Genomic DNA, 25,357 nt, shown 5'->3' with positions numbered 1-25,357 from the left:
GACGGGGACGGGGAAGAGGCATGAGCAACGAAACCAGCAGGCCCCTGGCCGTGCCGGACACTGCCGGCACCGCACCGGCCGTGCCGCATGACCCGGAACACGGCCTGCCGGCGACCTTCGGCACAGGCTGGAAGGGCCGCCTGCTGTTCTGGATCGCCGTCGCCTTCTCCGCCTTCCAGATCGTCACCGCCTTCGGCATCCCGCTCGATTTCCGGATCGTGCCGTCGCTATCCTGGCTGACCCCGATCCTGCTGATCCGCATCGCCTTTGCGCTCTGGTTGGTCTGGATCCTGCTCGGCGCCGCGCGGGGCAGGGCGAATATCGAGGCGATCCTCGCCTTTCTCACCCTGTTCGGCGCCTTCGAGCTGGTCTCGCTCTATACCGGCACCTTGCCGAACCAGGTGCTGCGCACCCTCCATGTCGGCTTCCTCTGCCTGACCGCCTGCGGGTTGCTCGCCAATGCCGACGAGACCTCGCCGCCGGCACGCATCTTCTGGTGGGCGGTCGGCATCGTCGGCTTTACGCTCGGCCTCTATCACTGGTGGAACTACAACGAGCTGGTGAACCGGGCGGGCGAGCTGACCCATGCCGACATGGTCGTCGGCATCAGCGCCCTGATCGTGCTGTTCCTCTTGGTCTGGCGCGCCATGGGCATCGCCCTGCCGCTGGTAGCCGGCACCTTCCTCGCCTACTGCCTGTTCGGCAATTACCTGCCCGCCCCTTACGACCATCGTGGCTACAGCCTGGAGCAGGTCATCGAGCAGATGGCCTTCGGCACGGAAGGGCTCTACTCGACCCCGACCGCCGTCTCCGCCACCTTCATCTTCCTGTTCATCCTGTTCGGCGCCTTCATGGAACGCGCCGGCGTGATCGACTTCTTCAACGACCTGTCGATGGCGGTGTTCGGCGGCAAGCAGGGCGGGCCGGGCAAGGTCTGCGTCGCCTCCTCGGCCTTGATGGGCACGGTCTCCGGCTCGGGCGTCGCCAATGTCGTGGCGTCGGGCCAGTTCACCATTCCCCTGATGAAGCGCTCCGGCTTCAACGGCGCCTTCGCCGGCGGCGTCGAGGCGACCTCGTCCATGGGCGGCCAGATCATGCCGCCGGTGATGGGCGCCGTCGCCTTCATCATGGCCGAGACGATCGACGTGCCCTATTCCAAGATCGTTGAGGCGGCGATCATCCCGGCGCTGCTCTATTTCGCCGCCTGCTACTGGGCGGTGCATCTGGAGGCCGGCAAGCTCGGCCTGCGCGGCCTGCCGAAATCCGAACTGCCGAGCGCCCGAGAGGAACTGCGCCGGCACTGGTACCTGATCGCGCCGCTGCTTGTGCTGGTCGTGCTGCTCTTCGCCGGCTTCACCCCGCTCTTCGCCGGGGCGATCGGCCTTGCGCTCACCGTCGCGCTGATCCTGGCTCTGGCCGTCTCGGCCGGACTGACGACACCGGCCCTGCGTGTCGTCTTCTGGGTCGGCTTCGGCCTGATCTGCGCGGCCTCGATGAGCGTCAGCATCGCGACCGTGCTGCTCGTCGTGCTCGCTCTGGTGATCTGGAACGTGCTGCGCGGCGCCTCCGGCCGCGAAGTCCTGCGGAGCTGCATCGAAGCGCTCGCCGATGGCGCCCGCCAGGCGTTGCCGGTCGGCCTCGCCTGCGCCCTAGTCGGCATCGTCATCGGCACCATGACCCTGACCGGCCTCGGCACCATCTTCGGCTCCTGGCTGATCGGCATCGGCAAGAACTCGATGTTCCTCGCCCTGATCCTGACCATGGTGTTCAGCCTGATCCTCGGTATGGGCATCCCGACCATCCCGAACTACATCATCACCTCCTCGCTCGCCGCGCCGATCCTGCTGCAGCTCGATGTGCCGCTGATCGTCAGCCACATGTTCGTCTTCTATTTCGGCATCATGGCCGACCTGACCCCGCCGGTGGCGCTCGCCGCCTTCGCTGCAGCGCCGATGGCCAAGGTCTCCGGCATGAAGATCGGCGTGCAGGCCGTGAAGATCGCCCTGCCCGGCTTCGTCGTGCCCTATATGGCGGTCTATGATCCGACGCTGATGCTGCAGCCGGTCGCCGGCCTCTCCGGCGCGTCCTACTGGCTCGCCGTCGCCTACATCGCCATCAAGGCGACGCTCGCCATGGTGCTCTGGGGTGCGGCCTTCGTCGGCTATCTCTCGCGATCACTTGCGCTGTGGGAGAGGGCGCTCGCCGCCATCGCCGCCGCCTTCCTCGTCGCCGCGGTGCCGCTCACCGACGAGATCGGCTTTGCGCTCGCCGCCGCGATGATCGGCCAGCATCTCTGGCGGGCGAGAGCCGACGCGCACCCGGCGACATGAGCATCTGCCTCGCCGCCGGCGCGCTGGTGATTTCGCTCGGCGCGAGCGAGATCACGCTGTCCTGGCGGCATTCGGTGCAGAAATCGCTGTGGGAGGAAGTCTGGCAGGAAACGCCTGAGGGCCTCGTCATAACCGAGGCCCGCATCGAGGGCTCGGGCGCCGGCATGGACCCGCCCGATGGCGCAAAACTGGTCGAGGGCTTCTGGCGCTGGAAACCGGCCCTGCCCGCGCTGCCGGACGTGGTGATGCGCCGCTCCGGCGCGACCGCCGACTGGCGGATCTGCGTGCAGGAGCGCTGCCGATCGCTCGACGCGTTGCTGCCGGCGGACGCCGATCCGGTGGTACTGAAGCCTTGCGGCTAGATTCAGCTGCGGTGGGTCAGGCGCTCGATCTTCACAACCCGGCGCATGAAATTCACAAGGCCATAGGCGGCAAGCACCGAGAACAGGCCCATCAGAACATAGGCGACGACGTGGCCGAGCTCGAACAGGCCGGCGAGCGCCCAGCCTGACGCCAGCGCGACGCCGAAGATTTCGACCGCTATCAGGATGGCGAGCGAGACCACCATGATCACGTTGCGCCAGTTGGTGCGGCCAGCCGCCATGCTTTTACCCTCGGAACCCATGCACGGACCGCCGGCGCGCATTCCGGTCGCCCGGAACGGGCGAACGACCAGAATTCGCGCCAAATCAATAGATTGGAGCATGTTCTGATCGCAAAAGTGGTCCCCACTTTTGCGGAACGTGCTCTAGCCTAGCCGGCGTCGGCATGCAACAAAATCGCGCCTACCGGCATATGGTCCCGCCTGCCTGAATGAAAAGAACCTGATGCCCGATTCACCGGTTTTCAACTCGGCCGCCGTCGCCGCACCCCACCGCCTCGCATCCGAAGCCGGGCGCGCCATCCTAGCCGAGGGCGGCAATGCGATCGAGGCGATGGTCGCCATGGCCGCGACCATCGCAGTCGTCTACCCCCATATGAACGCGATCGGCGGCGACGGCTTCTGGCTGGTGCACGAGCCCGGCGGCAAGGTCCATGCGATCGAGGCCTGTGGTCCGGCGGGGAGCCTCGCCACGATCGAGCGCTATCGCGAGAAGGGGCATGACGTCCTGCCGGCGCGCGGCCCGGATGCGGCGATCACCGTTGCCGGCGCGATCGGCGGCTGGCAGGTGGCACTCGCTTTGTCCGCCAGCCTCGGCGGCAGGCTACCACTGAAGGATTTGCTCACCGACGCCATCCGCCATTGCGCGGAGGGTTACGACATCTCGGAGTCGGAGCTGCGCACCTGGCCGCAGGAAGTCGATGCCGTGAAGGCGGCGCCCGGCTTCAGCGACTTCTTTTGGCCGAACGGAGAACGGCCGAAGGCCGGCGAGCGCCGCAAGCCCACAGCGCTCGGCGCGACGCTGGAGCAGTTGGCCCATGCCGGGCTCGACGATTTCTATCGCGGCGACATCGGCCGCGAGCTCGCCGAGGACCTCGGCCGGATCGGCGCGCCGATCACCCGCGCCGATCTCGAAGCCTTCTGCGCCCGGGCGGTGCAGGCGCTGTCGCTGAAGCTGCCGGGCCTCACCGTCTACAATTTCCCGCCGCCGACGCAGGGGCTCACCGCCCTGATGATCCTCGGCATCTTCGAGAAGCTCGGCGTCACCCGGCCGGAGAGCTTCGACCATCATCACGGGCTGGTAGAGGCGGTGAAGCGGGCGCTCGCCATCCGCGACAAGGTGATCACCGACCCCGCCTTCATGACGGTCGACCCGGCGAGCCTATTGACCGAGACGGCCCTGGAACGCGAGGCCGCCAGCATCGACCGCAGGCGCGCCGCGAGCTGGCCGTTCCGCCCTGGCGAGGGCGACACGATCTGGATGGGCGCGATCGACGGCTCCGGCCTTGCGGTGTCCTATATCCAGTCGCTCTACTGGGAATACGGCTCGGGCTGCGTCCTGCCGAAGACCGGGGTCAACTGGCAGAACCGCGGCGTCTCGTTCTCGCTGGATGCGAAGGCGCTCAATCCACTGACGCCCGGCCGCAAGCCGTTCCATACGCTGAACCCGCCGCTCGCCCGGTTCGACGATGGCCGCATCGTCAGCTACGGCGCGATGGGCGGCGACGGCCAGCCGCAATTCCAGGCGCAGATCCTGTCGCGCTACCGCTTCGGCCAGGGCGTCGCCGACGCGGTCGATGCGCCGCGCTGGCTCTTTGGCCGCACCTGGGGCGCCGGCTCGATCTCGCTCAAGCTGGAGAACCGCTTCGATCCGATGCTGCTGGCAAGGCTGACCGCCGCCGGCCACCCGGTCGAGGAATACAGCGAGGCCTATTCCGACCAGTTCGGCCATGCCGGCATGCTGGTGAAGCACCAGAAGGGGCATGTCGAGGCGACGCATGACCCGCGCTCGGACGGCGACGCCCGCGGCATCTGATTAGGATCTTGGGGGAGATCTGAGACGACCATGATCGAGAACGACCCGTTCCGCTGCTTCGTGCCTTATCCCGAAGCACCCGTGAAACATGCTTCCTCCGGCCCGCTCGCCGGGCTGACACTCGCGGTCAAGGACCTGTTCGACGTCAAGGGCTATCCGACCGGTGCGGGCTCTCCGACCGTGCTGGCGCTGTCGGGGATCAAGACCAAGACGGCGCCGATCGTGAAGGCCTTCCTGGAGGCCGGTGCCCGCTTCGTCGGCAAGACCCATACTGACGAGCTCGCCTTCTCGCTCAACGGCAAGAACGCCCATTTCGGCTCGCCCGTGAATCCGGCCGCGCCTGACCGCATCACCGGCGGCTCCTCCTCCGGCTCGATGGCGGCAGTGGCCGGCCGGCTAGCCGATATCGGCCTCGGCTCCGACACCGGCGGCTCGGTGCGGGCGCCGGCGAGCTATGGCGGCCTGTTCGGCATCCGTCCGACGCATGGCCGGCTTTCGCTGAAGCGCGCCTGGCCGCTGGCCGAGAGCCTCGACACCGCCGGCTTCTTCGCCCGGGATAGCGAGGTCTTCGCCCGCGCCGCCAACGCCGTTCTCGGCAAGGACAAGCTGACGCTGCCGGAGGCGCCGCGCCTCCTGCTCGCCGACGACCTCTTCGCCCAGGCCGTGCCCGAGGCTGAGCGCATCCTGCGCAATGTCGTGCAGCGGATCGTGCCGATCCTCGGCCAGCCCGAGGCTTTGCGCGCCGTCAGCGACATGGACGCACTCTACTGGGCCTTCCGCTGGATCCAGGGACGTGAGGCCTGGGAAGCCGATGGCAAGATGATCGAGCGCCACGCCGTGCCGCTCGGGCCGGGGGTCGCCGAGCGCTTCGCCTTCGGCAAGGCGGTCAGCGATGCGGAGGTGGCCCGCGGCGACAGCGTGCGCAAGGCCTTCCGCGCGAAGCTCGCCAGGCTGCTCGGCAAGGATGGCGTGTTGTTGCTGCCGACCGTGCCCGATGTCGCGCCGCTGGTCAGCGCCGGCGAGCCCGAGCTCGAGGATTTCCGCAACCGTGCCCTGCGTCTGCTCTGCCTTGCGGGCTTGTCGGGCTTCCCGCAGATTTCGATCCCCGTCGCCCATCGCGACGACGCGCCGCTGGGCTTGTCGCTGATCGGGCCGAAGGGCTCGGACAAATCGCTCGTCGCCTTTGCCGTGAAGTTCGAGCGGGCGGCGCGGATCAGGCTGGCATGACGAGGAGGGCCCGATGAGCGGCCACGACCATCACCACCATCATGACCATGACCACGACAACCACTTCACCCCGATCGAAGCGCGGGTGAAGGCGCTGGAATCGCTGATGGTCGAGAAGGGCTATGTCGATCCCAGCGCGCTCGACGCCATCATCGACACCTACGAGACCAGGATCGGCCCGCGCAACGGCGCCCGCGTCGTCGCCAAGGCCTGGAGCGATCCGGCCTATGCCGCGCGCCTGAAGGCCGACGGCACCGCCGCCGTCGCCGAGCTCGGCTATGGCGGGCGCGGCGGCGAGCACATCGTCGCCTGCTTCAATACGCCCGAGGAGCACAACCTCATCGTCTGCACCCTGTGCTCCTGCTATCCCTGGCCGGTGCTGGGACTGCCGCCGGTCTGGTACAAATCGCCGCCCTATCGCGCCAAGGCGGTGATCGATCCGCGCGGCACGCTCGCCGATTTCGGCGTGACCCTGCCGGAAGTCCAGCGCATCCGCGTCTGGGACTCGACTGCCGAGACCCGCTTCATCGTCATCCCGATGCGGCCGGAAGGCACGGAAGGCTGGAGAGAGGACGAACTGGCATCGATCGTCAGCCGCGACTCGATGATCGGCGTCGGCCTGCCCTCTCCCGAGGATAAGCCATGAACAGCGCCCACGACCTTGGCGGCCAGATGGGCTTCGGCCCGGTCGTGCCCGAGAAGGACGAGCCGATCTTCCATGCCGACTGGGAGAAGAAGGTCCTGGCGATCAACGTCGCCGCCGGCGCGATGGGCGCCTGGACGATCGACGGCATCCGCCATGCGCGCGAAAGCCTGCCGCCGGCACAATACCTGTCGTCGAGCTATTACCAGATCTGGCTGGCGGCGCTCGACAAGGTGCTGGTCCAGCACGGCTTCCTGAGCAAGGAGGAACTGGCCTCAGGCGTCGCTGGGACCGCGCGCCGGGAGCCCAAGCGGGTGCTGAAGGGTGAGGAGGTCCCGACCGTCCTGCGCCGCGGTTTCCCCTATGAGCGCGAGGCGGCTGCGCCGGCACGCTTCAAGGTCGGAGACACCGTCCGCACCATCGTCATGCACCCGCAGCACCATACCCGCCTGCCGCGCTATGCCCGCGGCAAGCAGGGCGTCATCGAGCGCGTCACCGGCTGCCATGTCTTCCCTGACACCGGCGCCCATGGCGCGCCCGAGACGGCGCAATGGCTCTACACCGTGGTCTTCACCGGCCCGGAGCTCTGGGGGCGCGACGCCGATCCGACCTCGACCGTCAGCATCGAGGCCTGGGAGAGTTATCTTGAGCCGGCCTGATACCGCTCTCGCAGAGGCACTCGTCGCCGGCACGCCGATCCCGCGCGACGCCGAGGGCCCCGTCTTCGCCGAGCCCTGGCAGGCGCAGGCTTTCGCTCTCGTTGTCGCCCTGCAGAACCGTGGCGTCTTCAGCGCCGATGAATGGGCGCAGGCGCTGGGCGCCGAAATCCGCGAGGCGCTGGCCAATGGCGGCTGCCGCGACGGCTCGGACTATTACGAGCGCTGGTGCGAGGCGCTGGAACATCTCCTGATCGAGAAGGGCCTCGCCTCGCAGACGAGCGTCGATGCCCGCGCCGCCGCCTGGGAGCGCGCCGCCGAGGCGACGCCGCACGGCAAGCCGATCCTGCTGGAGAACGACCCGCTGCGCTGAACGCAGCTTTGCATCCTCGTCACGAAGCGCGATTATCCCGGCAACACCCGAGAACGGGGCTGCCGCAGGAGGATCGCGATGAGGACTGCAATAATGGCGCTCGCCGCCACGGTGCTGGCGACGACGGCGCTGGCCGCCGACCCCGCGCTCAACACGCTGCTTCCGAAGCTGACGCGCGCGACGCAATGGACGCAAAAGGCGGCGATCGAGCTGCAGTTCCCGACCCACCACCCGCAGGGCATGGTCAAGATCGGCGACGCCTTCTTCATTTCCTCGGTCGAGATCAGGAAGCCGACGACGCGCTACGCCGAGCCGAAGGACGGCTATGACCGCGACACCGGCGAGGGCGCCGGCCATCTCTTCAAGGTCGATGCGCAGGGCAAGCTTCTCGGCAGCGTCACGCTCGGCGAGGGCACGATCTATCATCCCGGCGGCATCGATTTCGACGGCCGGGATCTCTGGGTCCCCGTCGCCGAATACCGGCCGAACAGCCAGTCGATCATCTACAAGGTCGACCCCGCGACGCTGAAGGCGACCGAGGTCTTCCGCTTCAAGGACCATGTCGGCGGCATCGTCCACAATACCGACGGCAAGTCGCTGCACGGCGTCAGCTGGGGCTCGCGCCGCTTCTACGCCTGGCCGCTCGGCGCCGACGGCAAGATCACCAACGCCGACGCTGCGCCGGAGAGCCTGCGCGTCGCCAATCCGGCGCTCTACATCGACTATCAGGACTGCCACTTTATCGGCATGGGCCGGATGCTCTGCTCCGGCCTCAACAATTACCGCGCCAGCAAGGACGGGCCGGTCTTCCGCCTCGGCGGCTTCGAGATCGTCGACCTCCGGGATAACCGCCCGGTCTTCCAGATGCCGGTCGAGCTCTGGTCGCCCTCCGGTCTGCCGATGACGCAGAACCCGTTCTGGGTCGAACCAGCGGGCGAGGGCGTGCGCGCCTATTTCGTGCCGGATGACGACAAGTCGACACTGTTCATCTACGAGGCCGCGGCGAAGTAGGGGCTCAGCTCCCCTGCCCGGCCGCCCATAGCCCGAAGAACAGCGCGGCGCCGAGCACCGCGACGAAGGCGGCCGCCAGCACTTCGAGCCCGGCGATGATCCGGGCTCCCTTCAACGAGCCGCCGGCGGCGAAGCGCAGGGCCGCGAACTTGAAGAACACCGCCAGCGCCGCCAGCGCCCCGGTGGTCAGCGCCGTGCCGAGCGCCATGGCGAAGGTCGCGGCGATGCCGGCCCAGAGCAGGCCCTGCGCATTGGCGAAGACCAGGATGATCAGTGCGCCGGCGCAGGGGCGCAGGCCCGCCGCCAGCACGACGCCGGCCATCTCCCGGAACGAGCGCAGGCGCAAGACCTCGTCGGCCCCTGGCATATGGACATGGTCGCAGGTTGCAGGGTCATGCGCCGCGCCGCCGCCGAGCGCGACCAGGCTGCCAGCCTTGCGCCAGAGCACGTAGAGCCCGACCATCGCGACCAGCGCGAAGCTACCCTGCTCGATCACCCAGGTGGTCGAAGCCATGGTCTTGGCCGTCGCGTTCAGCGCCAGCGTCAGCGCGCCGACCAGCCCGATCGCCACCAGCGCCTGCACCAGCGCCGCTGCGAAGGAGAGCGCCAGCCCACGCTTCAGGCTGCGGTTGTCGGCGACGATGTAGCCGGAGATCACCGCCTTGCCGTGGCCGGGCCCGGCCGCATGGAAGACGCCATAGGCGAAGGCGAGCCCGAGCAGCCCGGGCAGCGCCGCCGGCGATTGCGCGATCGCCTTAAGCGTCGCCGTCAGCTCGCGATAAAAGCTCGACTGCCAGGCGAGGATGACCGCGCCGAGGCCGGTCGTCGCCGGCAGCGCCTCGCGCGGCAAGGCCGTGCCGAACGGATTGCGCGGCGGCGGGGGCGGCGGCGGGAAATAGAGACTGGCCAGCCAGGCGATCAGCCCGAGCGCGCCGGCGACGAGCGCCAGCGCCAGCAGCGCAACGAGCAAACGGCGCGGCCAGAGCGGCAGGCCCGGCACGGCGGGGGCGCTCAGGGACATGCAACCAGCGCCCTGGTGGTGACCTGATAGGCGCTCATATCCGGCGTTGCGGTGATGTCCTCCTGCGCCAGGCGCTGCTGCGTAGCCGCATCGAGCTTGGGCGGGCGCATGATCCGGACGATGCAGCCCTTGGGCGCATCGCGCGTCGCCACCGCATCGGCCTCCTCGCCGATCTCGAAGGCGACGAAATAGGTGGGGTCGCCGACCTCGATGCCGAAGGAGCGGTTGGCGGTCGCCGGGATCTTCAGCGGCAGCGTATAGGTCAGTGTCAGGATCTTGTTCTCATAGGCGAGCGAGGCTTCGCCCGGCGTGCCGAATTCCTGCACCTTGCCGTTCGCCTTGGCGATGGTGAAGAAGCCGACATCCGGCAGCGATTCCATGTTCACCTTGGCGAGCTCGGTCAGTTCGTCCGGGGTGATCTTGCCGTCGCCGTTCTTGTCGAGGCCCTGGACCATATAGGCCGAATAGGCCTCGTCGAAGCTCCAGCGATGGCGCAATGCCTTCACCGCGCCGCTGGCGTCATAGAGAATCTCGGTGCGCGAGGTCACGAAGACGTGCGGATGCGCCAGCGCCGGCAAGGCAAGGCCGAGCCAAGCCGAAATGGCGGCGAACAGCGTCAGGAGCGTCGAGTATCGCGGCACGCGGCAATTTCCTCGAATCTGCGGCGAATCCGGCCGAGCTTTCATACAAAAACGCGCCTGGCGCGCCTAGCCTTGCAATCCCGTGCCGTCAGCCCTGCCGGCATCGCCCGCAAAGGCGGCCAAATCGCGGCGCGAGCGGTCTCCGCCACTCTGGAATCACCCCAGGGTGATTTGACGATATCACGTCAGTTATGACAGCCTTGCTGACATAATAACGAATTGGTGACCGGCGCTACCGGTCCCTATAGTCGATTTGTGCGCGATCGTCGGGAGGTCGGCCATGGCCGGTACGCAGCAGACTTCGCAAGGCCACGCGGCGAGTGAGCCGGAGCTCAGAGCCGTCGCGCTCGACGACAAATACGACCTTTCCAAGCAGCAGATCTTCCTGACCGGCACGCAGGCCATCGCCCGCATGCTGCTGGTCCAGCACGAACGCGACCGGCGTGCGGGCCTGAACACCGCCGGCTTCGTCTCCGGCTATCGCGGCTCGCCGCTCGGCGGGCTCGACCAGCAGCTCCAGCGGGCCGCCAAGCAGCTCAAGCCCGCCAATATCGTCTTCCAGCCCGGCCTCAACGAGGACCTCGCCGCCACCGCGATCTGGGGCACGCAGCAGGCCGAGCTCTCCGGTGAGGGCAAATATGACGGCGTCTTCGCGCTCTGGTACGGCAAGGGCCCCGGCGTCGACCGCACCGGCGACGTCTTCCGCCACGGCAACATGGCCGGCACCTCGCGCCATGGCGGCGTGCTCTGCCTGCTCGGCGACGACCACACCGCGGAATCCTCGACCAACGCTCACCAGACCGAGTTCGTCCTGGTCGACCGGATGATGCCGATCCTCAATCCGGCCGGCGTCCAGGAGATCATGGACTATTCCCTACACGGCTTTGCGCTCTCGCGCTTCGCCGGCGTCTGGGTCGGCCTGAAATGCGTCAAGGACAACATCGAATCGACCGCCTCGGTCGACGGCTCGGTCGACCGGGTCAGCATCGCGATCCCCGATGATTTCGTCATGCCGCCGGGCGGCCTCAGCATCCGCCGCGAGCTCGATTTCCTCGACCAGGAAAAGCGCCTGCACCTGTACAAGCGCGCCGCGATCCTCGCCTACTTGCGCGCCAACAAGCTCAACCAGACCATCCTCTCCGGTGGGCAGACGCCGCGCATCGGCATCATCACCGTCGGCAAATCCTATCTCGACGTGCGCCAGGCGCTGGAGGAGCTCGGCCTCAACGAGGTCCGCGCCAATGATCTCGGCATCCGCCTGTTCAAGATCGCCTGCCCCTGGCCGCTCGATCCGCAGGAACTGCAGGACTTCGCCGCAGGACTAGACCTCGTCATGGTCGTCGAGGAGAAGCGCTCGCTGATCGAGGTCCAGCTGCGCGAGGAGCTCTACGGCACCGCGCACCAGCCCATGGTGATCGGCAAGAAGGACGAGCAGGGCGAGTGGCTCTTCCCGGTCCATGGCGCGCTCGATCCCAACGACATCGCCATCGCGCTCGGCGCCCGGCTGCTGCAGTATCAGGACGATCCGGCTCTGCGCGCCCGGCTCGAAGAGATCGCCGCGGCGCAGGGCCGGCTTGCCGAGGCGCAGGAAGTCGCCAAGCGCACCCCGTATTTCTGCTCGGGCTGCCCGCACAACTCATCGACCGTCGTGCCCGAGGGCTCGCGCGCCTATGCCGGCATCGGCTGCCACTACATGGTGCAGTGGATGGACCGCGACACCACCGGCTTCACCCAGATGGGCGGCGAAGGCGCCAACTGGATCGGCGAAGCCCCGTTCTCGAGGCGCGGCCACGTCTTCCAGAATCTCGGCGACGGCACCTACACCCATTCCGGCTCGCTCGCGATCCGCTGGGCCGTCGCGAGCGGCGTCAACATCACCTACAAGCTGCTCTACAACGACGCCGTCGCGATGACCGGCGGCCAGCAAGCGGAAGGGCATTTGTCGCCCGACCAGATGGCGCGCCAGGTCGCGGCCGAGGGCGTCTCGCGCATTGCCGTGGTCTCCGACGATCCGGACAAGTACCCGGCCGGCACGGTCTGGCCACCCGGCACCACCTTGCACCACCGCGACGATCTCGACGCCGTCCAGCGCGAGCTTGCGACCGCGTCAGGCGTCTCGCTGCTGCTCTACGACCAGACCTGCGCCACCGAGAAGCGCCGCCGGCGCAAGCGCGGCGCCTATCCCGATCCGGACAAGCGCGTCATCGTCAACGAGCTGGTCTGCGAGGGCTGCGGCGACTGCGGCGTGAAGTCGAACTGCGTCTCGGTGCAGCCGCTCGAGACCGAGTTCGGGCGCAAGCGGCAGATCGACCAGTCGAACTGCAACAAGGACTTCTCCTGCGTGAAGGGCTTTTGCCCCTCCTTCGTCACCGTGCATGGCGCGCGGCCGAAGAAGGCGGAGCCGCGCACTCTCGATGCCTCCGCGCTCGGCGCAAGCGATCTGCCCGAGCCCAGGGTGCCAGCGCTCGACCGCAATTTCGCTGTCGTCGTCACCGGCGTCGGCGGCACCGGCGTCGTCACAATCGGCGCGATCCTCGGCATGGCAGCCCACCTCGAAGGCAAGGGCTGCGGCATGATCGACATGGCCGGCCTCGCCCAGAAGGGCGGCGCGGTCTTCAGCCATGTCCGTCTCGCACCGACCCCGGACGAGATCCACGCCATCCGCGTCGCCGCCGGCCAGGCCGATCTCGTGCTCGGCTGCGACCTCACCGTCACCGGCTCGAAGAAGGTGCTGGGCGCCATCCGCCAGGGCCGCTCGACCGTCGTGGTCAACACCGCCGAATCCATGCCCGGCGATTTCACCCGCAACGCCGATTTCTCGCTGCCGACCGAGCGATTGAAGCGCTCGATCGTCTCGGCCGCCGGGCGCAACAGCACCCATCTCGTCGATGCGACGGCCGCAGCCGTCTCATTCCTCGGCAATGCCATCGCCGCCAACATGTTCATGCTCGGCTACGCCTGGCAGCATGGCGGCGTGCCGCTCTCGCGGACATCGCTGCTGCGGGCGATCGAGCTCAACGGCGAGGCCGTGGCGATGAACAAGCAGGCTTTCGAGCTCGGCCGCCGCGCCGCGCACGACCCGGCGGCCCTGCTCGCGGCGCTCGCCGAGGCCAAGGCGCCGACGGACGCCCGCCAGCTCTCGCAGAGCCTCGACGAGATCATCGCCCGGCGCGTCGACTTCCTCACCAGCTACCAGAACCCGGCCTACGCGGCGCGCTATCGCGATCTCGTCGAGAAGGTCCGCGCCAAGGAGGCCGGCGTGCTTCCCGGCCAGAGCGCACTGGCCGAGAGCGTCGCGCGCTATCTTTTCAAGCTGATGGCATACAAGGACGAGTACGAGGTCGCCCGGCTCTACAGCGACGGCGCCTTCCGCAAGCAGCTCGCCGCGACCTTCGAGCAGGATAGCGCTTCGGGTGAGCCCTTGCGGCTCGAATTCCACCTCGCACCGCCCCTCCTGGCCAAGCGCGATCCCAATACCGGCCTGCCGCGGAAGATGAGCTTCGGGCCGTGGATGCTGGGCGCCTTCGGCCTGCTGGCCAAGCTGAAGGGCCTGCGCGGCACCGCCTTCGACGTCTTCGGCTACACCCAGGAACGCAAGACGGAGCGCCGGCTCATCGCAGATTACGAGGCGCTGGTCGCCGAAATCCTTGGCAAGCTCTCGCCGCAGAACCATGCGCTCTGCGTTGCGCTGGCCGCGATCCCTGAGAAGATCCGCGGCTTCGGCCACGTCAAGGAGCGCCATCTCACGGCGGCAAAGGCCGAGGAGGCGGACCTCCTCAAGCGCCTGCGTGACGGGTCGGCGCAGGTGCTGGCGATGCCGAAGGCAGCCGAGTAGCCGCACGAACGTTCAAGACGGCCGATAGCTCCCCTGGTGTCCTCTGCGCTCGCTCAGGGCTGCGGAGGACGACATGGATGGGCTGGCCGGATTCCTCCTCGCCGGCGTTGCGCTCACCGGCAGCCCCGGGCCGGCGACCCTGAGCCTGACCGCGACCGGCGCCGCCTTCGGCACTCGCCGCGGCCTAGCCTATGGCGCCGGCATCACGCTTGGCATGCTCGCGGTGATGGCCCTGACGGCGAGCGGCGTCGTCGCCGTCGTCCTGGCGCTGCCGGGCCTGGCACCGGTCGTCACGGTGCTGTCGGCGCTCTATTTCCTCTATCTCGCCTTCCGGATCGCGACGGCGCCGCCGCTGGCCGAGACGAACAGCGACGCGGCGGCTCCCTCCTTCGCCGCCGGCTTCACGCTCTCGCTGGTCAATCCCAAGGGCTATGCGGCCATGGCCGCGCTGTTCTCCGGCTTCACGCTGCTGCCGCAGCAACCGGCGCTCGATGCAAGCCTCAAGATCGGCCTCCTGCTGCTGGTGATCGCCACGGTCAACCTCGGCTGGCTTCTGGCCGGTTCCGGCCTGACCGGCCTGTTCCGTGATCCCCGCAGCAACCGCATCGTCAACCTGATCTTCGCGGCGCTGCTGCTCGCCTCGCTCGCCGCCGCAATCAGGTCCTGAGGGGCCATCCCGTGGAAGCGACGCACGATGCACCTGGGGATCGGCGCAGGCCGCACGACAGCCCGCCTGACTTGAGTTTGCGATGAACCGGGCCGCATAGTGCGCGACGAGCGCATGCGAGGGGCCGGCGAATCTTGATTTCCGAGGACGAGCTGCGCCGCATCGCCGCCTGGTCGAACGACCTCACGCCGGAGGAGTTCGAGGAAGCCCGGCGCGGCACCAGCCTCAAGGCCTATGGCAAGGGCGCCTATGTCTGCCATGTCGGCGACCGACTGGAATCCTGGACCGGCGTCGCCGACGGGCTGCTCAAGATGAGCACGACCTCGCGCAGCGGCAAATCGGCGACGCTCGCCGGACTGCGCGGCGGCGCCTGGTTTGGTGAGGGCACGATCATCAAGAACGAGGCGCGGCGCTATGATCTCGTTGCGCTGCGCGAGAGCAAGGTCGCGCTGATGCGGCGCCAGACCTTCCTCTGGCTGTTCGAGCATTCGGCCGCCTTCAACCGCTTCCTAGTGCACCAGTTCAACGAGCGGCTCGCCCAGTTCATCGGGCTCGCCGAGTACGACCGCATGCTGGGCGCCACCGGTCGCCTCGCCCGCAACCTCGCCTGGCTGTTCAACCCGATCCTCTATCCGAACAACGAGCGGACGCTGACGATCAGCCAGGAGGAGCTCGGCCTGCTCGCCGGCATCTCCCGGCAGATGGCCAATCAGAGCCTCGCCAGGCTGGCCGAGCTCGGCTTCATCAAGATCGGCCACAACGAGGTGACGATCCTCGATCTGGAGCGGCTGGCGCGCTACGAGGGGTAGATGGCGCTCGCTGGAAGCAAGGTCCGCTTCCGGGGCCTCGAAGCCTCAGACCCAAGGCTGCGGGATGTGCTCCTGCGCATGGGCGCGCTGCACGGCTGGCCGGGCGATCATGCGCTGCAGATAAGCGCCCAGTTGCTGTCGGCTGACGGCGGGTCGACGCATGCCGCGCGACCAGCGGGCAAGCGTAAAGAGATAGGCGTCCGCGGCCGTATAGGTGTCGCCCAGGAGCCAGGCACCGCCATGCCGCGCCAATTCCTCCTCGACACGGTCGAACTGGGCGTTCACGCGTTGCTCGGCTGCGTCCCTCACCTCGGCTTGCGCTTCCGCAGAAGCCGCAACCTTGCTGGGGTGTAAATAGAGCGACAGATTGGCGTGCAAGGCAGTCGAAAGCCACATCAGCCATTTGTAGAACTGCGGCCTGAGAGCGCTGCCCTGCTCGGGCAATAGCGATGCGCCGCCTGTCTTTTCGAGGAGATGAAGGATGATGGCGACGCTCTCGTAGAGAACCAGATCGCCGTCTTCCAGCACGGGGACAAGGCCGTCGGGATGCAGCGCGAGATAAGACGGGCTCCTGTTCGGCCCCTTGTGCAGGTTCACGAACGACAGCTCATAGTCCAAGCCGATCTCTTCGATGACGATGTGCGTGGCGAGGCTGATGAACCCGGGATAATAGTGAAGACGTAGCATCTCGGAGCTACCAATTCGGTCATCGTCTGGGGCGCCATTTGTCAGGCTCCCGACCTGCAGCGGTCAAGCTCACGATCCCGGCTGGGTTCGCAAACGTCCGCACTTACCGATTGCGGCAGCAGCGACGGCACTGTCCGAACCTAGCCGGCTCGATGGTCGCCGAATTGTCGCATAAATCGCCCAATGGTTGGGGTTCACGCCCAGCGGAGCCGGCATGGACTATTTCAGGCGCTTCACCTTCCTGTTCGCGACGCCGAACTTCGATGCCGAGGATCTCGAGGGCATCCGCTTCAATCAGATCATCGACGAGATCGAGCGGTCGGGCTTCGAGGTGGTCAAGGCGCGCAAGCTCGAGGATGCCGAGATCGCCGTCCAGACCGACGCCGCCATCGGCTGCATGGTGGTCGACTGGGGCAAGAAGGGCCTGGAAGGCAAGACCGCCGCGCTGATCAACCTGATGCGCCGGCGCGGCCTCGACTTCCCGATCATCCTGCTGATTCGCCGCAAGCGCTTCGAGGACGTGCCGGTCGAGGTGCTCGACTTCATCGACGGCTACATCTTCCTCTCGGAGGAGACGCCGCCCTTCATCGCCAAGAGCCTGATCAGCCGCCTCAAGCAATATGCCGAGACGCTGAAGACGCCGTTCTTCGGCGCGCTCGTCGACTATGCCGAGGAGGGCAACCATCTCTGGACCTGCCCGGGCCATAATGGCGGCGTGTTCTATAGCCGCAGCCCGATCGGCCGGGTCTTCATGGAGCATCTCGGCGAGGCGGTCTTCCGCGACGATCTCGACAATTCCGTGCTCGATCTCGGCGACCTCCTGACCCATGAGGGCCCGGCCCTCAAGGCGCAGAAGGAAGCGGCGCAGATCTTCGGGGCCGAGAAGACCTATTTCGTCCTGAACGGCACCTCGACCTCGAACAAGGTCGCGCTCGCAGCCCTGGTCACCGATGGCGACCTCGTCCTGTTCGACCGCAACAACCACAAGGCTGCCCATCACGGCGCACTGCTGATCGCCGGCGGTATACCGGTCTACATCCCGACCGCCCGCAATGCCTGGGGCCTGATCGGGCCGATGCGCTGGGAGAGCTTCGACGAGGAGGCGCTGCGCGAGCGCATTCGCACCAATCCGCTGGTCAAGGATGCCGAGGCCTGGACAAAGCCGCGCCCGTTCCGCGTCGCCGTGGTCGAGCAGTGCACCTATGACGGCACGATCCACTCGGCCCAGATGATCCTCGATAAGATCGGCCACCTCTGCGAGTATATCCTCTTCGACGAGGCCTGGGCCGGCTTCATGAAATTCCACCCGCTCTATGCCGGGCGCTTCGCCATGGGGCTGACAGGCTTGGGGCCGGACTCGCCCGGCATCATCGCGACGCAGTCGACGCACAAGCAGCTCGCGAGCTTCAGCCAGGCCTCGCAGATCCATATCAGGGACCGGCACATCAAGGGCCAGAAGCGGCGGGTCGAACACCGGCGCTTCAACGAGAGCTTCATGCAATACGCCTCGACCTCGCCGTTCTATCCGCTGTTCGCCTCGCTCGATGTCGGCGCGCAGATGATGAAGGGCCGCTCCGGCGAGGTGCTGTGGGACGACACGATCCGGCTCGGCATCGAGTTGCGCAAGAAGATCCGGGCTGTCCGCCGGGAATTCGAGGAGAAGGAGACGAGGCCGGAGCGGCGCTGGTTCTTCGAGCCCTTCGTGCCGGACCGGGTCACGATCGCCGACGCGTCGCGCGAAGGCGCCGTCCATGATGTCGCCTGGGAGATGGTGGCGACCGACCAGCTCGCCAGCAACCCCGCCTACTGGCAGCTCGCACCGGATGCCAACTGGCATGGCTTCACGCAGATGGAGCCGGGCTTTGCCATCACCGACCCCAACAAGCTGACCCTGCTGACGCCCGGCTTCGACCGCGAGACCGGCACCTACGCCGAGCATGGCATCCCGGCGCCGGTTGTGGCGCAGTTCCTGCGCGAGAACCGGATCGTCGCCGAGAAGAACGATCTCAACTCGCTGCTCTTCCTGCTGACGCCGGGCGTCGAGGCCAGCAAGGCCGGCACGCTGATCAGCGGACTGGTCGCCTTCAAGAAGCTGCACGACGACAACGCCCTGCTGGAAGAGGCGATCCCCGAGTTCTACCGGCGCCGGCCGGGCCGCTATGGCGGCGTGCGCCTGCGCGATCTCTGCGGACAGATGCATCGCTTCTTCCGCGACCACGACGTCAGCGGCCTGCAGAACCGGCAGTTCTCGCCCGAGCATCTGCCGGAGATGGCGATGTCGCCGCATGATGCGGCGCGCTGCCTGACTCGCAACGACGTCGACTATCTGCCGATCGACGCCATCGCCGGCCGGATCGCGACGACCCCCTTCGTCGTCTACCCGCCGGGCATCGCGACCATCGTCCCCGGCGAGCGCCTGACCGAGCGGGCCAAGCCGATGATCGACTATCTCAAGATGTTCGAGGCCTGCTTCAATCTCTTCCCCGGCTTCGATGTCGAGATCCAGGGCGTCTATCGCGAGGTCGATGCCGAAGGGCGGGTGCGGCTCCACACCTATGTCGTCAGCGAGCAGGCGCAGGGTTGAGGATCGCGACGGCATATGGAGAGCGAGCTACCGATCATCATCCGCCCCTCCCGCGACGACGATGTCGAGCCGATGCTGGCGATCTATCGCCGGCATATCCGCCATGGCATCGAGGCCGGCGTCGAGGATACCGGAACGCCGCAGCCCGACGACCTCAAGGACCGGCGCAAGAACCTGCGCAGCCGCAAGCTGCCGCATCTGGTCGCGACCCGCGGCGGCGAGGTCGTCGGCTATGCCTATGTCGTGCTGTTCCGCAAGCGGCCGGCCTATCGCTTCACGGTGAAGCACTCGATCTACGTCCATCACCAGCATCTCGGCCGCGGCATCGGACGGCTCTTGATGCAGGCGCTGATCGACGCCTGCGCTGCCGCCGGCTTTCGCCAGATGATCGGCTATATCGACGCCGAGAACGGCGCCTCGCTCGCCTTGCACGAGCGCTTCGGCTTCGTCCGGGTCGGCCTGCTGCCGGGCGTCGCCTATCGCCATGGCAAATGGTCCGACAGCGTCATGGTGCAGAGATCGCTGGGGCCGGGTGCGACGCAGCCGATTGGGTGAGGCGGAATGTCGGCTTGCGACCCGTTGCCGACATCAGCACTACGATCCCCCACCCGGTGAGAAGAAGCAGAGCAACTCGCCCGCATCGTTCATGCAGAGATGGAAGAAGCCGTCCGGCGAAAGACGGGCCTTCTGATAGGGGATGTCGAGCACGGCCGGCTGGCGGGCGCTCGCTGGCCCACATCGGATGGCGACCGGGCATGATCGTCACGACGAAGCCGGACGGAGTCTCCCGCACCTCGCTTGGATCGATCCGCGCGCAATCGGCCTCGGAGCAGCATTCGAACGGATAGTCCCAGCCGCCCGGCGCCCGATGCGCATGCGTCTGCGTGGCGCCCGCGGCGAGCAGCATCGCGATCGAGGCAAGAGCACGCATTGGCCAGTCCCCGAATCGAGCTTCCGGTTCGAAAGCGGCAGATCGAAGGCGCTGCCTTCCACCCGCATCGCCCCGCCAGGTTCACCCCGAGGCCGGAGTATGGTAGCTCGGCGCCATGACCGCATCCATCCGGCTTCGCTGACCTCATCGAGCGCACGTCCGCAGCCCGCCTCACCGAGAGCGGGCGCGATCGATTCTGCCTTGATGACGAAAGCGAACCAAGATGCACGCCTTTGAACTGCCTGCCGATCCCGCCTTCTGGCAGGATCCCGCACCCTTCTTCCAATCTGCCCTCGCTACCGGCGACGGCCTCTTCGCATCGACCGGCGGCCTGTCCGTACTGGGCTATGAGGCGCTCTTCGCGCTTGGGCGCGACCCGCGCCTCGATGGCCATCCCTTCCCGCCCGAAGGTCTCGGCCCGGACAAGGCCGATATCCACGCCTTGCTGCGCTGGGGCCTGTTCACCCTGGCGGGGCCCGAACATCGCGGCCTGCGGCAAGCGGTCATTGCCGGGCTGTCGGCCCAGCGGATCGAGGCGTTGCGGCCCACGATCCGGCATCTGGCCGATGCGGCGCGCCGGGACCTGCTCGGCGCAGCGAATCCGGACCTGGTCCGCGACTTCGTCGCACCGCTTTCGGCCCGCGCCTTCTGTGCACTTGCTGGGATAGACCAGCAACAGGCAGGCCGGATCGGCTTTGCAATAGCCGTCATCGGCGAGCAATTGTCCTTCGCGCCGGCGCCGGACAGGCTCGCCGCCGCGAACCGGGAGGCGCGCGGCCTGCTGCGGCTGCTGCACGAGCTCGAATCCGAGGGCCAATCAGGGCTGATGCGCGACATCGCGGCGCGATTGCCGTCGGGGAGCGCCGCCAAGGCTGCAGATCTGGTCGCAGGCTTTGCATTCGACGCCGTCGAAACGACGATCTCGGGCGTGTTCTGCGTCCTCGACTACCTGATGCAACAAGAGCAATTGCGCCTCGACCTGTCGGCCGGACAGTACACGCTTTCCGATGCGGTGCAGGAGGCATTCCGGCTGACCTCGCCAACGATCCTCACCGCCAGGATGGCGGCCGAGGACATCGTCTGGCGCGGCGAGACGATTGCCGCCGGCACTTCATTGACGATGTGGTGGCCGTCGGGCAATCTGGATGGATGGGCCTTCGAAGAGCCGACGCGGTTCGATCCAGCCCGGCCAGCGAAACGGCACCTCGCCTTCGGCGTTGGCGGCCATGGCTGCCTCGGCCGGCAGCTCGCTTCGCTGCTCGCCGAAGAGGCCGTGCTCGCTCTGCTGGTCAGTGGCGGGCCGCAACCTGTCAGGATCGGCGAAACACGGTTCCTGCCGCGCTTCTCGCGTTTGAGTGAAAGCGCGCCGATCCGTTTCGTGTGACGGCAACGCGGCCTCCTGCACGATCGGGGGCCGCAAACTCTCGAAACTGCCTGAGAAACACCGGTTCGGGTAGAGCAGGCCAAACCTCGGCGGGACAATAGCGCCCCAAATGCGTCTTGTCTGTCAAGTGGCTTCTTGCACAGCGTCGAGGCACCTGCAAAGCTTGCATGATCGCAAAAGGGCGCAAGGCCCCGACAACCCGCGACAGACGGGGCGACAGGGTGGAGACGATATCGTGGCAAGCGCAGCCGCCGGCCGGGCGGACACCTTTCCCAAGCTTTTGCTGCGCAATGCGCGGGAGCGCGGCGCACGCGTCGCGTTCCGGCACAAGGACCTCGGCATCTGGCAGTCCTGGACCTGGGCCGAGGTGGCCGAGCAGGTCCGCGCTTATGCCAAAGGCTTCGAGCAGCTCGGCCTGAAGCGCGGCGAGAAGGTCGCGATCATCGGCTACAACCGGCCGCGCCTCTACTGGTCGATGGCCGCGGCGCAATGGCTCGGCGCGATCCCGGTGCCGGTCTATGCCGACAGCGTCGCCGACGAGATGGCCTATGTGCTCGACCATGCCGGGGCGGTCTTCGCCTGCGTGCAGGACCAGGAGCAGGTCGACAAGGTTCTCTCGGTCGTCGAGCGGCTGCCGGCCCTGCGCCACATGCTCTATGACGAGCCCCGCGGCCTGCGCGATTACGACCATGCCAAGCTGCACGACATCGGCAACGTGATCGAGGCCGGGCGCGCCGCGCTCAAGGACACCACGGTTTCTACCGCGCATGACCGCGAGATGGAGCAGGGCGCGAGCGACGATCTTGCCATCATCCTCTACACCTCCGGCACGACCGGGCGGCCCAAGGGGGTGATGCTGACGCATTTCAACGTCATCACCGCCGCCGAGATCGGCTGCAGCTTCGACGGCCTGAACGAGAGCGACGAGATCATCGCCTATCTGCCGATCGCCTGGGTCGGCGACCATGTCTTCTCCTATGCCCAGGCGATCATCGCCGGCTTCTGCGTCAACTGCCCCGAAGGACCGGAGACCGTCGTCGACGACCGCCGCGAGATCGGCACCACCTACGCCTTCGCGCCGCCGCGCGTCTTCGAGACCATGCTGACGCTGACCATGGTGCGCATGGAGGATGCCGGCCCGCTGATGCGGAAGGTCTTCAACTACTTCCTCGGCGTCGCCAAGCAGCATGGCGAGAAGATCCTGAACGGCGAATCCGTGCCGCTCTCCGCCCGGCTGCTCTACAAGCTCGGCGACATCATCATCTACGCGCCCTTACGCAACCGCTTCGGCCTGACCAACATCAAGGTCGGCTACACCGCCGGCGAGGCGATCGGCCCCGAGCTCTTCCGCTTCTACCGCTCGATCGGCGTCAACCTGAAGCAGCTCTACGGACAGACCGAGGCCGGCGTCTACATCACCATGCAGCCGGACGGCGAGATCAAGGCCGACACGGTCGGCAAGCCGGCGCCGCAGGTCGAGATCAAGATCGCCGACAATGGCGAGGTGCTCTACCGCTCGCCCTCGATCTTCCGCGGCTACTACAAGGACGACGAGAAGACCGCCGAGACGATGACCGAGGACGGCTATGTCCGCTCGGGCGATGCCGGCTTCTTCGACGAGAGCGGGCACCTCAAGATCATCGACCGCGCCAAGGATGTCGGCAAGCTCAACTCCGGCGAGCTGTTCCCGCCGAAATACATCGAGAACAAGCTGAAGTTCTATCCGAACATCAAGGAGGTCGTCGCCTTCGGCCAGGGTCGCGACTACGCCACCGTCGCGCTCAACATCGACCTGACCGCCGTCGGCAATTGGGCCGAGCGTAACAACGTCGTCTACGCCTCCTATCAGGAGCTCGCCGGCCATCCGCAGGTCTACGAGATGATGGCCAAGCATGTCGACGAGGTGAACCGCTCGCTGGCGGCCGAGCCGATGATGGGCGGCGCCCAGATCAAGCGCTTCCTGATCCTGCACAAGGAGCTTGACGCCGACGATGGCGAGCTGACCCGCACCCAGAAGGTCCGGCGCGGCTTCATCGCCGAGCGCTACGCCCCGCTGGTCGAGGCTTTGTACAACGGCTCGACCCAAGCGGATATCTCGACGGAAGTGACCTTCGAGGACGGCCGCAAGGGCGTGATCTCAGCGACGGTCAAGGTCGCCGACGCCAAGGTTTACCCGGTCTCGAGCCTGGCGACGAAGGAGGCGGCATGAACGCGCATTCCATGACGGTCGCCGGCGAACCGGTCACGCACAAGGGCGAGGTGCTGCTCTCGGTCGACAACGTCTCCCTGCGCTTCGGCGGGGTGAAGGCGATCAGCGACGTCTCCTTCGACATCCGCAAGGGCGAGATCCGCGCCATCATCGGCCCGAACGGCGCCGGCAAGACCTCGATGCTGAATTGCATCAACGGCTTCTACCATCCGCAGGAAGGCCGCATCACCTACAAGGGCGTGCGCCGCGCCAAGGTCAGGCCGCACCAGGCCGCCGCCGCCGGCATCGCCCGCACCTTCCAGAACGTCGCGCTGTTCAAGGGCATGTCGACGCTCGACAACATCATGACCGGGCGCACCCTCAAGATGCGCAAGGGCTTCTTCTGGCAGGCGCTGCGCCACGGGCCGGCGATGGACGAGGAGATCGAGCATCGCAAGGTGGTCGAGGACATCATCGACTTCCTCCAGATCCAGCACATCCGCAAATTGCCGGTCGGCAAGCTGCCCTATGGCCTGCAGAAGCGCGTCGAGCTCGGGCGTGCGCTCGCGATGGAGCCGGAGCTCCTGCTGCTCGACGAGCCGATGGCCGGCATGAACCTCGAGGAGAAGGAGGACATGTGCCGCTTCATCCTCGACGTGAACAATCAGTTCGGCACCACCATCGCCCTGATCGAGCACGACATGGGCGTGGTCATGGACCTCTCCGACCGCGTCGTCGTGCTCGAATACGGCCGCAAGATCGCCGACGGCACCCCGGCCGAGGTCAAGGCCGACCAGCGCGTGATCGACGCCTATCTCGGAGTGGCGCACTGATGGCCGCCGCAAGCAAGGACATGAGCGCAAAGGACATGAGCGCATGAGCGACATCGCCGCGCAGCCCGCGCCCAATCTCCTCGGCAATGTCTGGGTCAAGGCCGGCCTGATCGTGGTCGGCCTCGTCGCCGCCGCGCTCATCGGCGCCCGCATCGACCCGACCGGCACGATCCACAGCATCTTCGTCGATCCGTTCAACCAGATGGTCCAGGCGCCGGACCTGCTCGCCCAGACGATCTGGGAAGGCCTCGTCTCCGGCGTGCTCTATGCGCTGATCGCGCTCGGCTTCGTGTTGATCTTCAAGGCCTCGGGCGTGTTCAACTTCGCCCAGGGCATCATGGTGGTGTTCGCGGCGCTGACGCTGGTCGGCCTCTACGAGAAGGGCGTGCCGGCCTTCCTCGCGGTCATCCTGACGCTCGGCGTGATGTTCGCCCTCGCCGTGACGATCGAGCGCGTAGTGCTGCGCCCGCTGGTCAACCAGCCCGACATCATCCTGTTCATGGCGACCTTCGGGATCACCTATTTCCTGATCGGCTTCGGCGAGGCCATCTTCGGCGGCAATCCCAAGCAGATGATCGCCGAGCAGCTCTATCTGCCCAAGGGCGCGATCGACCTGAAGATCCTGGGCGGCATCGTCTCGCTGCAGAAGATCGACATCGCTGCCGCCATCATTGCCTCGCTGATGATCGCCGTGCTGGCGCTGTTCTTCCAGTACACGCGCATCGGAAGAGCCCTGCGGGCGGTGGCCGACAGCCACAAGGCGGCGCTTTCGGTCGGCATCTCGCTCAACCAGATCTGGGTGATCGTCTGGTTCACCGCCGGCATCGTCGCGCTGATCACCGGCATCATGTGGGGCGCCCGCTCCGACGTCTCCTTCGCGCTCGAGATCGTGGCCCTGAAGGCGCTGCCGGTGCTGATCCTCGGCGGCTTCACCTCGATCCCCGGCGCCATCGTCGGCGGGCTGATCATCGGCATCGGCGAGAAGCTCGGCGAGTTCTACTGGGGGCCGCTGATCGGCGGCGGCATCGAGAGCTGGCTCGCCTATTTCATCGCCCTGGGCTTCCTGCTGTTCCGGCCGCAGGGCCTGTTCGGCGACAAGATCATCGAACGCATCTGAGAG

General features: G+C 67.0%; 21 protein-coding genes. 17 read left to right on the top strand and 4 right to left on the bottom strand.

Features of this window, described 5'->3' with window-relative positions; all coding sequences use genetic code 11:
* Window positions 1-20: 20 nt before the first annotated feature.
* Window positions 21-2,330, top strand: a complete 2,310-nt coding sequence (locus V7S63_RS19705; RefSeq protein ID WP_091832665.1) for a TRAP transporter permease — start codon at window positions 21-23, stop codon at window positions 2,328-2,330.
* Window positions 2,327-2,692, top strand: coding sequence for a DUF1850 domain-containing protein (locus tag V7S63_RS19700; RefSeq protein WP_336531448.1), 366 nt, complete (start codon window positions 2,327-2,329; stop codon window positions 2,690-2,692). The genes V7S63_RS19705 and V7S63_RS19700 overlap by 4 nt, the downstream gene beginning before the upstream one ends.
* A 2-nt stretch (window positions 2,693-2,694) precedes the next feature.
* Here V7S63_RS19700 and V7S63_RS19695 read toward each other — a convergent pair whose 3' ends face one another.
* Entirely contained in the window at window positions 2,695-2,934 is a 240-nt protein-coding gene (locus V7S63_RS19695) for a hypothetical protein (RefSeq protein ID WP_100959223.1), read from the bottom strand.
* 223 nt (window positions 2,935-3,157) lie between these two features.
* On the opposite strand from V7S63_RS19695, the gene V7S63_RS19690 reads away from it, so the two are divergent.
* The 6 genes from V7S63_RS19690 to V7S63_RS19665 all read left to right on the top strand — a co-directional run bounded on the left by V7S63_RS19690 (window position 3,158) and on the right by V7S63_RS19665 (window position 8,657).
* Entirely contained in the window at window positions 3,158-4,747 is a 1,590-nt protein-coding gene (locus V7S63_RS19690) for a gamma-glutamyltransferase family protein (protein WP_336531447.1), read from the top strand.
* A gap of 30 nt (window positions 4,748-4,777) precedes the next feature.
* Window positions 4,778-5,974: an amidase gene (locus tag V7S63_RS19685; protein ID WP_336531446.1), complete on the top strand. Its 1,197-nt coding sequence runs from the start codon at window positions 4,778-4,780 to the stop codon at window positions 5,972-5,974.
* A gap of 13 nt (window positions 5,975-5,987) precedes the next feature.
* Entirely contained in the window at window positions 5,988-6,620 is a 633-nt protein-coding gene (gene nthA, locus V7S63_RS19680) for a nitrile hydratase subunit alpha (RefSeq protein WP_336531445.1), read from the top strand.
* Window positions 6,617-7,276: a nitrile hydratase subunit beta gene (gene nthB / locus V7S63_RS19675; protein WP_091832646.1), complete on the top strand. Its 660-nt coding sequence runs from the start codon at window positions 6,617-6,619 to the stop codon at window positions 7,274-7,276. The genes nthA and nthB overlap by 4 nt, the downstream gene beginning before the upstream one ends.
* Complete coding sequence (locus V7S63_RS19670) at window positions 7,263-7,646, top strand: nitrile hydratase accessory protein (protein WP_442896487.1); 384 nt, start codon at window positions 7,263-7,265, stop codon at window positions 7,644-7,646. The genes nthB and V7S63_RS19670 overlap by 14 nt, the downstream gene beginning before the upstream one ends.
* A gap of 78 nt (window positions 7,647-7,724) precedes the next feature.
* Window positions 7,725-8,657 (top strand): DUF6454 family protein, encoded by a 933-nt coding sequence (locus tag V7S63_RS19665; RefSeq protein ID WP_336531444.1) that lies wholly within the window; start codon window positions 7,725-7,727, stop codon window positions 8,655-8,657.
* Window positions 8,658-8,661: 4 nt separating this feature from the next.
* Here V7S63_RS19665 and V7S63_RS19660 read toward each other — a convergent pair whose 3' ends face one another.
* Together V7S63_RS19660 and V7S63_RS19655 are read right to left on the bottom strand one after the other, a co-directional pair.
* Window positions 8,662-9,678, bottom strand: coding sequence for a nickel/cobalt transporter (locus V7S63_RS19660; protein ID WP_336531443.1), 1,017 nt, complete (start codon window positions 9,676-9,678; stop codon window positions 8,662-8,664).
* On the bottom strand, window positions 9,669-10,319 hold the full coding sequence (locus V7S63_RS19655) for a DUF1007 family protein (protein WP_336531442.1): 651 nt from the start codon (window positions 10,317-10,319) through the stop codon (window positions 9,669-9,671). Before V7S63_RS19655 ends, V7S63_RS19660 begins: the two co-directional genes overlap by 10 nt.
* A gap of 280 nt (window positions 10,320-10,599) precedes the next feature.
* Here V7S63_RS19655 and V7S63_RS19650 point away from each other — a divergent pair, with 280 nt between their 5' ends.
* From V7S63_RS19650 to V7S63_RS19640, 3 genes are all read left to right on the top strand, one after another.
* Window positions 10,600-14,154, top strand: coding sequence for an indolepyruvate ferredoxin oxidoreductase family protein (locus V7S63_RS19650; RefSeq protein ID WP_336531441.1), 3,555 nt, complete (start codon window positions 10,600-10,602; stop codon window positions 14,152-14,154).
* A 73-nt stretch (window positions 14,155-14,227) separates the two neighbouring features.
* Entirely contained in the window at window positions 14,228-14,821 is a 594-nt protein-coding gene (locus tag V7S63_RS19645; RefSeq protein ID WP_336531440.1) for a LysE family translocator, read from the top strand.
* A 134-nt stretch (window positions 14,822-14,955) separates the two neighbouring features.
* Window positions 14,956-15,630: a Crp/Fnr family transcriptional regulator gene (locus tag V7S63_RS19640; protein ID WP_100959233.1), complete on the top strand. Its 675-nt coding sequence runs from the start codon at window positions 14,956-14,958 to the stop codon at window positions 15,628-15,630.
* A 45-nt stretch (window positions 15,631-15,675) separates the two neighbouring features.
* On the opposite strand, the gene V7S63_RS19635 is transcribed toward V7S63_RS19640, so the two are convergent.
* Entirely contained in the window at window positions 15,676-16,317 is a 642-nt protein-coding gene (locus V7S63_RS19635) for a glutathione S-transferase family protein (protein ID WP_336531439.1), read from the bottom strand.
* A 214-nt stretch (window positions 16,318-16,531) separates the two neighbouring features.
* Between V7S63_RS19635 and V7S63_RS19630 the strand changes: the two genes are divergently transcribed.
* From V7S63_RS19630 to V7S63_RS19605, 6 genes are all read left to right on the top strand, one after another.
* A complete protein-coding gene (locus V7S63_RS19630) occupies window positions 16,532-18,901 on the top strand; it encodes an Orn/Lys/Arg family decarboxylase (protein WP_336531438.1) in 2,370 nt (789 codons plus the stop codon).
* Window positions 18,902-18,916: 15 nt separating this feature from the next.
* Complete coding sequence (locus V7S63_RS19625; RefSeq protein WP_336531437.1) at window positions 18,917-19,456, top strand: GNAT family N-acetyltransferase; 540 nt, start codon at window positions 18,917-18,919, stop codon at window positions 19,454-19,456.
* Between the two features lie 599 nt (window positions 19,457-20,055).
* Entirely contained in the window at window positions 20,056-21,216 is a 1,161-nt protein-coding gene (locus V7S63_RS19620; protein WP_336531436.1) for a cytochrome P450, read from the top strand.
* Window positions 21,217-21,451: 235 nt separating this feature from the next.
* Window positions 21,452-23,425: an AMP-dependent synthetase/ligase gene (locus V7S63_RS19615; RefSeq protein WP_442896486.1), complete on the top strand. Its 1,974-nt coding sequence runs from the start codon at window positions 21,452-21,454 to the stop codon at window positions 23,423-23,425.
* Window positions 23,422-24,237, top strand: a complete 816-nt coding sequence (locus V7S63_RS19610) for an ABC transporter ATP-binding protein (RefSeq protein WP_100959240.1) — start codon at window positions 23,422-23,424, stop codon at window positions 24,235-24,237. The genes V7S63_RS19615 and V7S63_RS19610 overlap by 4 nt, the downstream gene beginning before the upstream one ends.
* 202 nt (window positions 24,238-24,439) lie before the next feature.
* Window positions 24,440-25,354, top strand: a complete 915-nt coding sequence (locus tag V7S63_RS19605; protein WP_091834258.1) for a branched-chain amino acid ABC transporter permease — start codon at window positions 24,440-24,442, stop codon at window positions 25,352-25,354.
* The last annotated feature ends 3 nt before the right edge of the window (window positions 25,355-25,357 follow it).

Source organism: Allobosea sp. CCNWLY174, assembly GCF_037120455.1.
In the GTDB taxonomy this organism is placed as follows: domain Bacteria; phylum Pseudomonadota; class Alphaproteobacteria; order Rhizobiales; family Beijerinckiaceae; genus Allobosea; species Allobosea lupini.
Note: the sequence above shows the minus strand (reverse complement) of the source record. Positions and strands in the feature narration are given on the sequence as shown.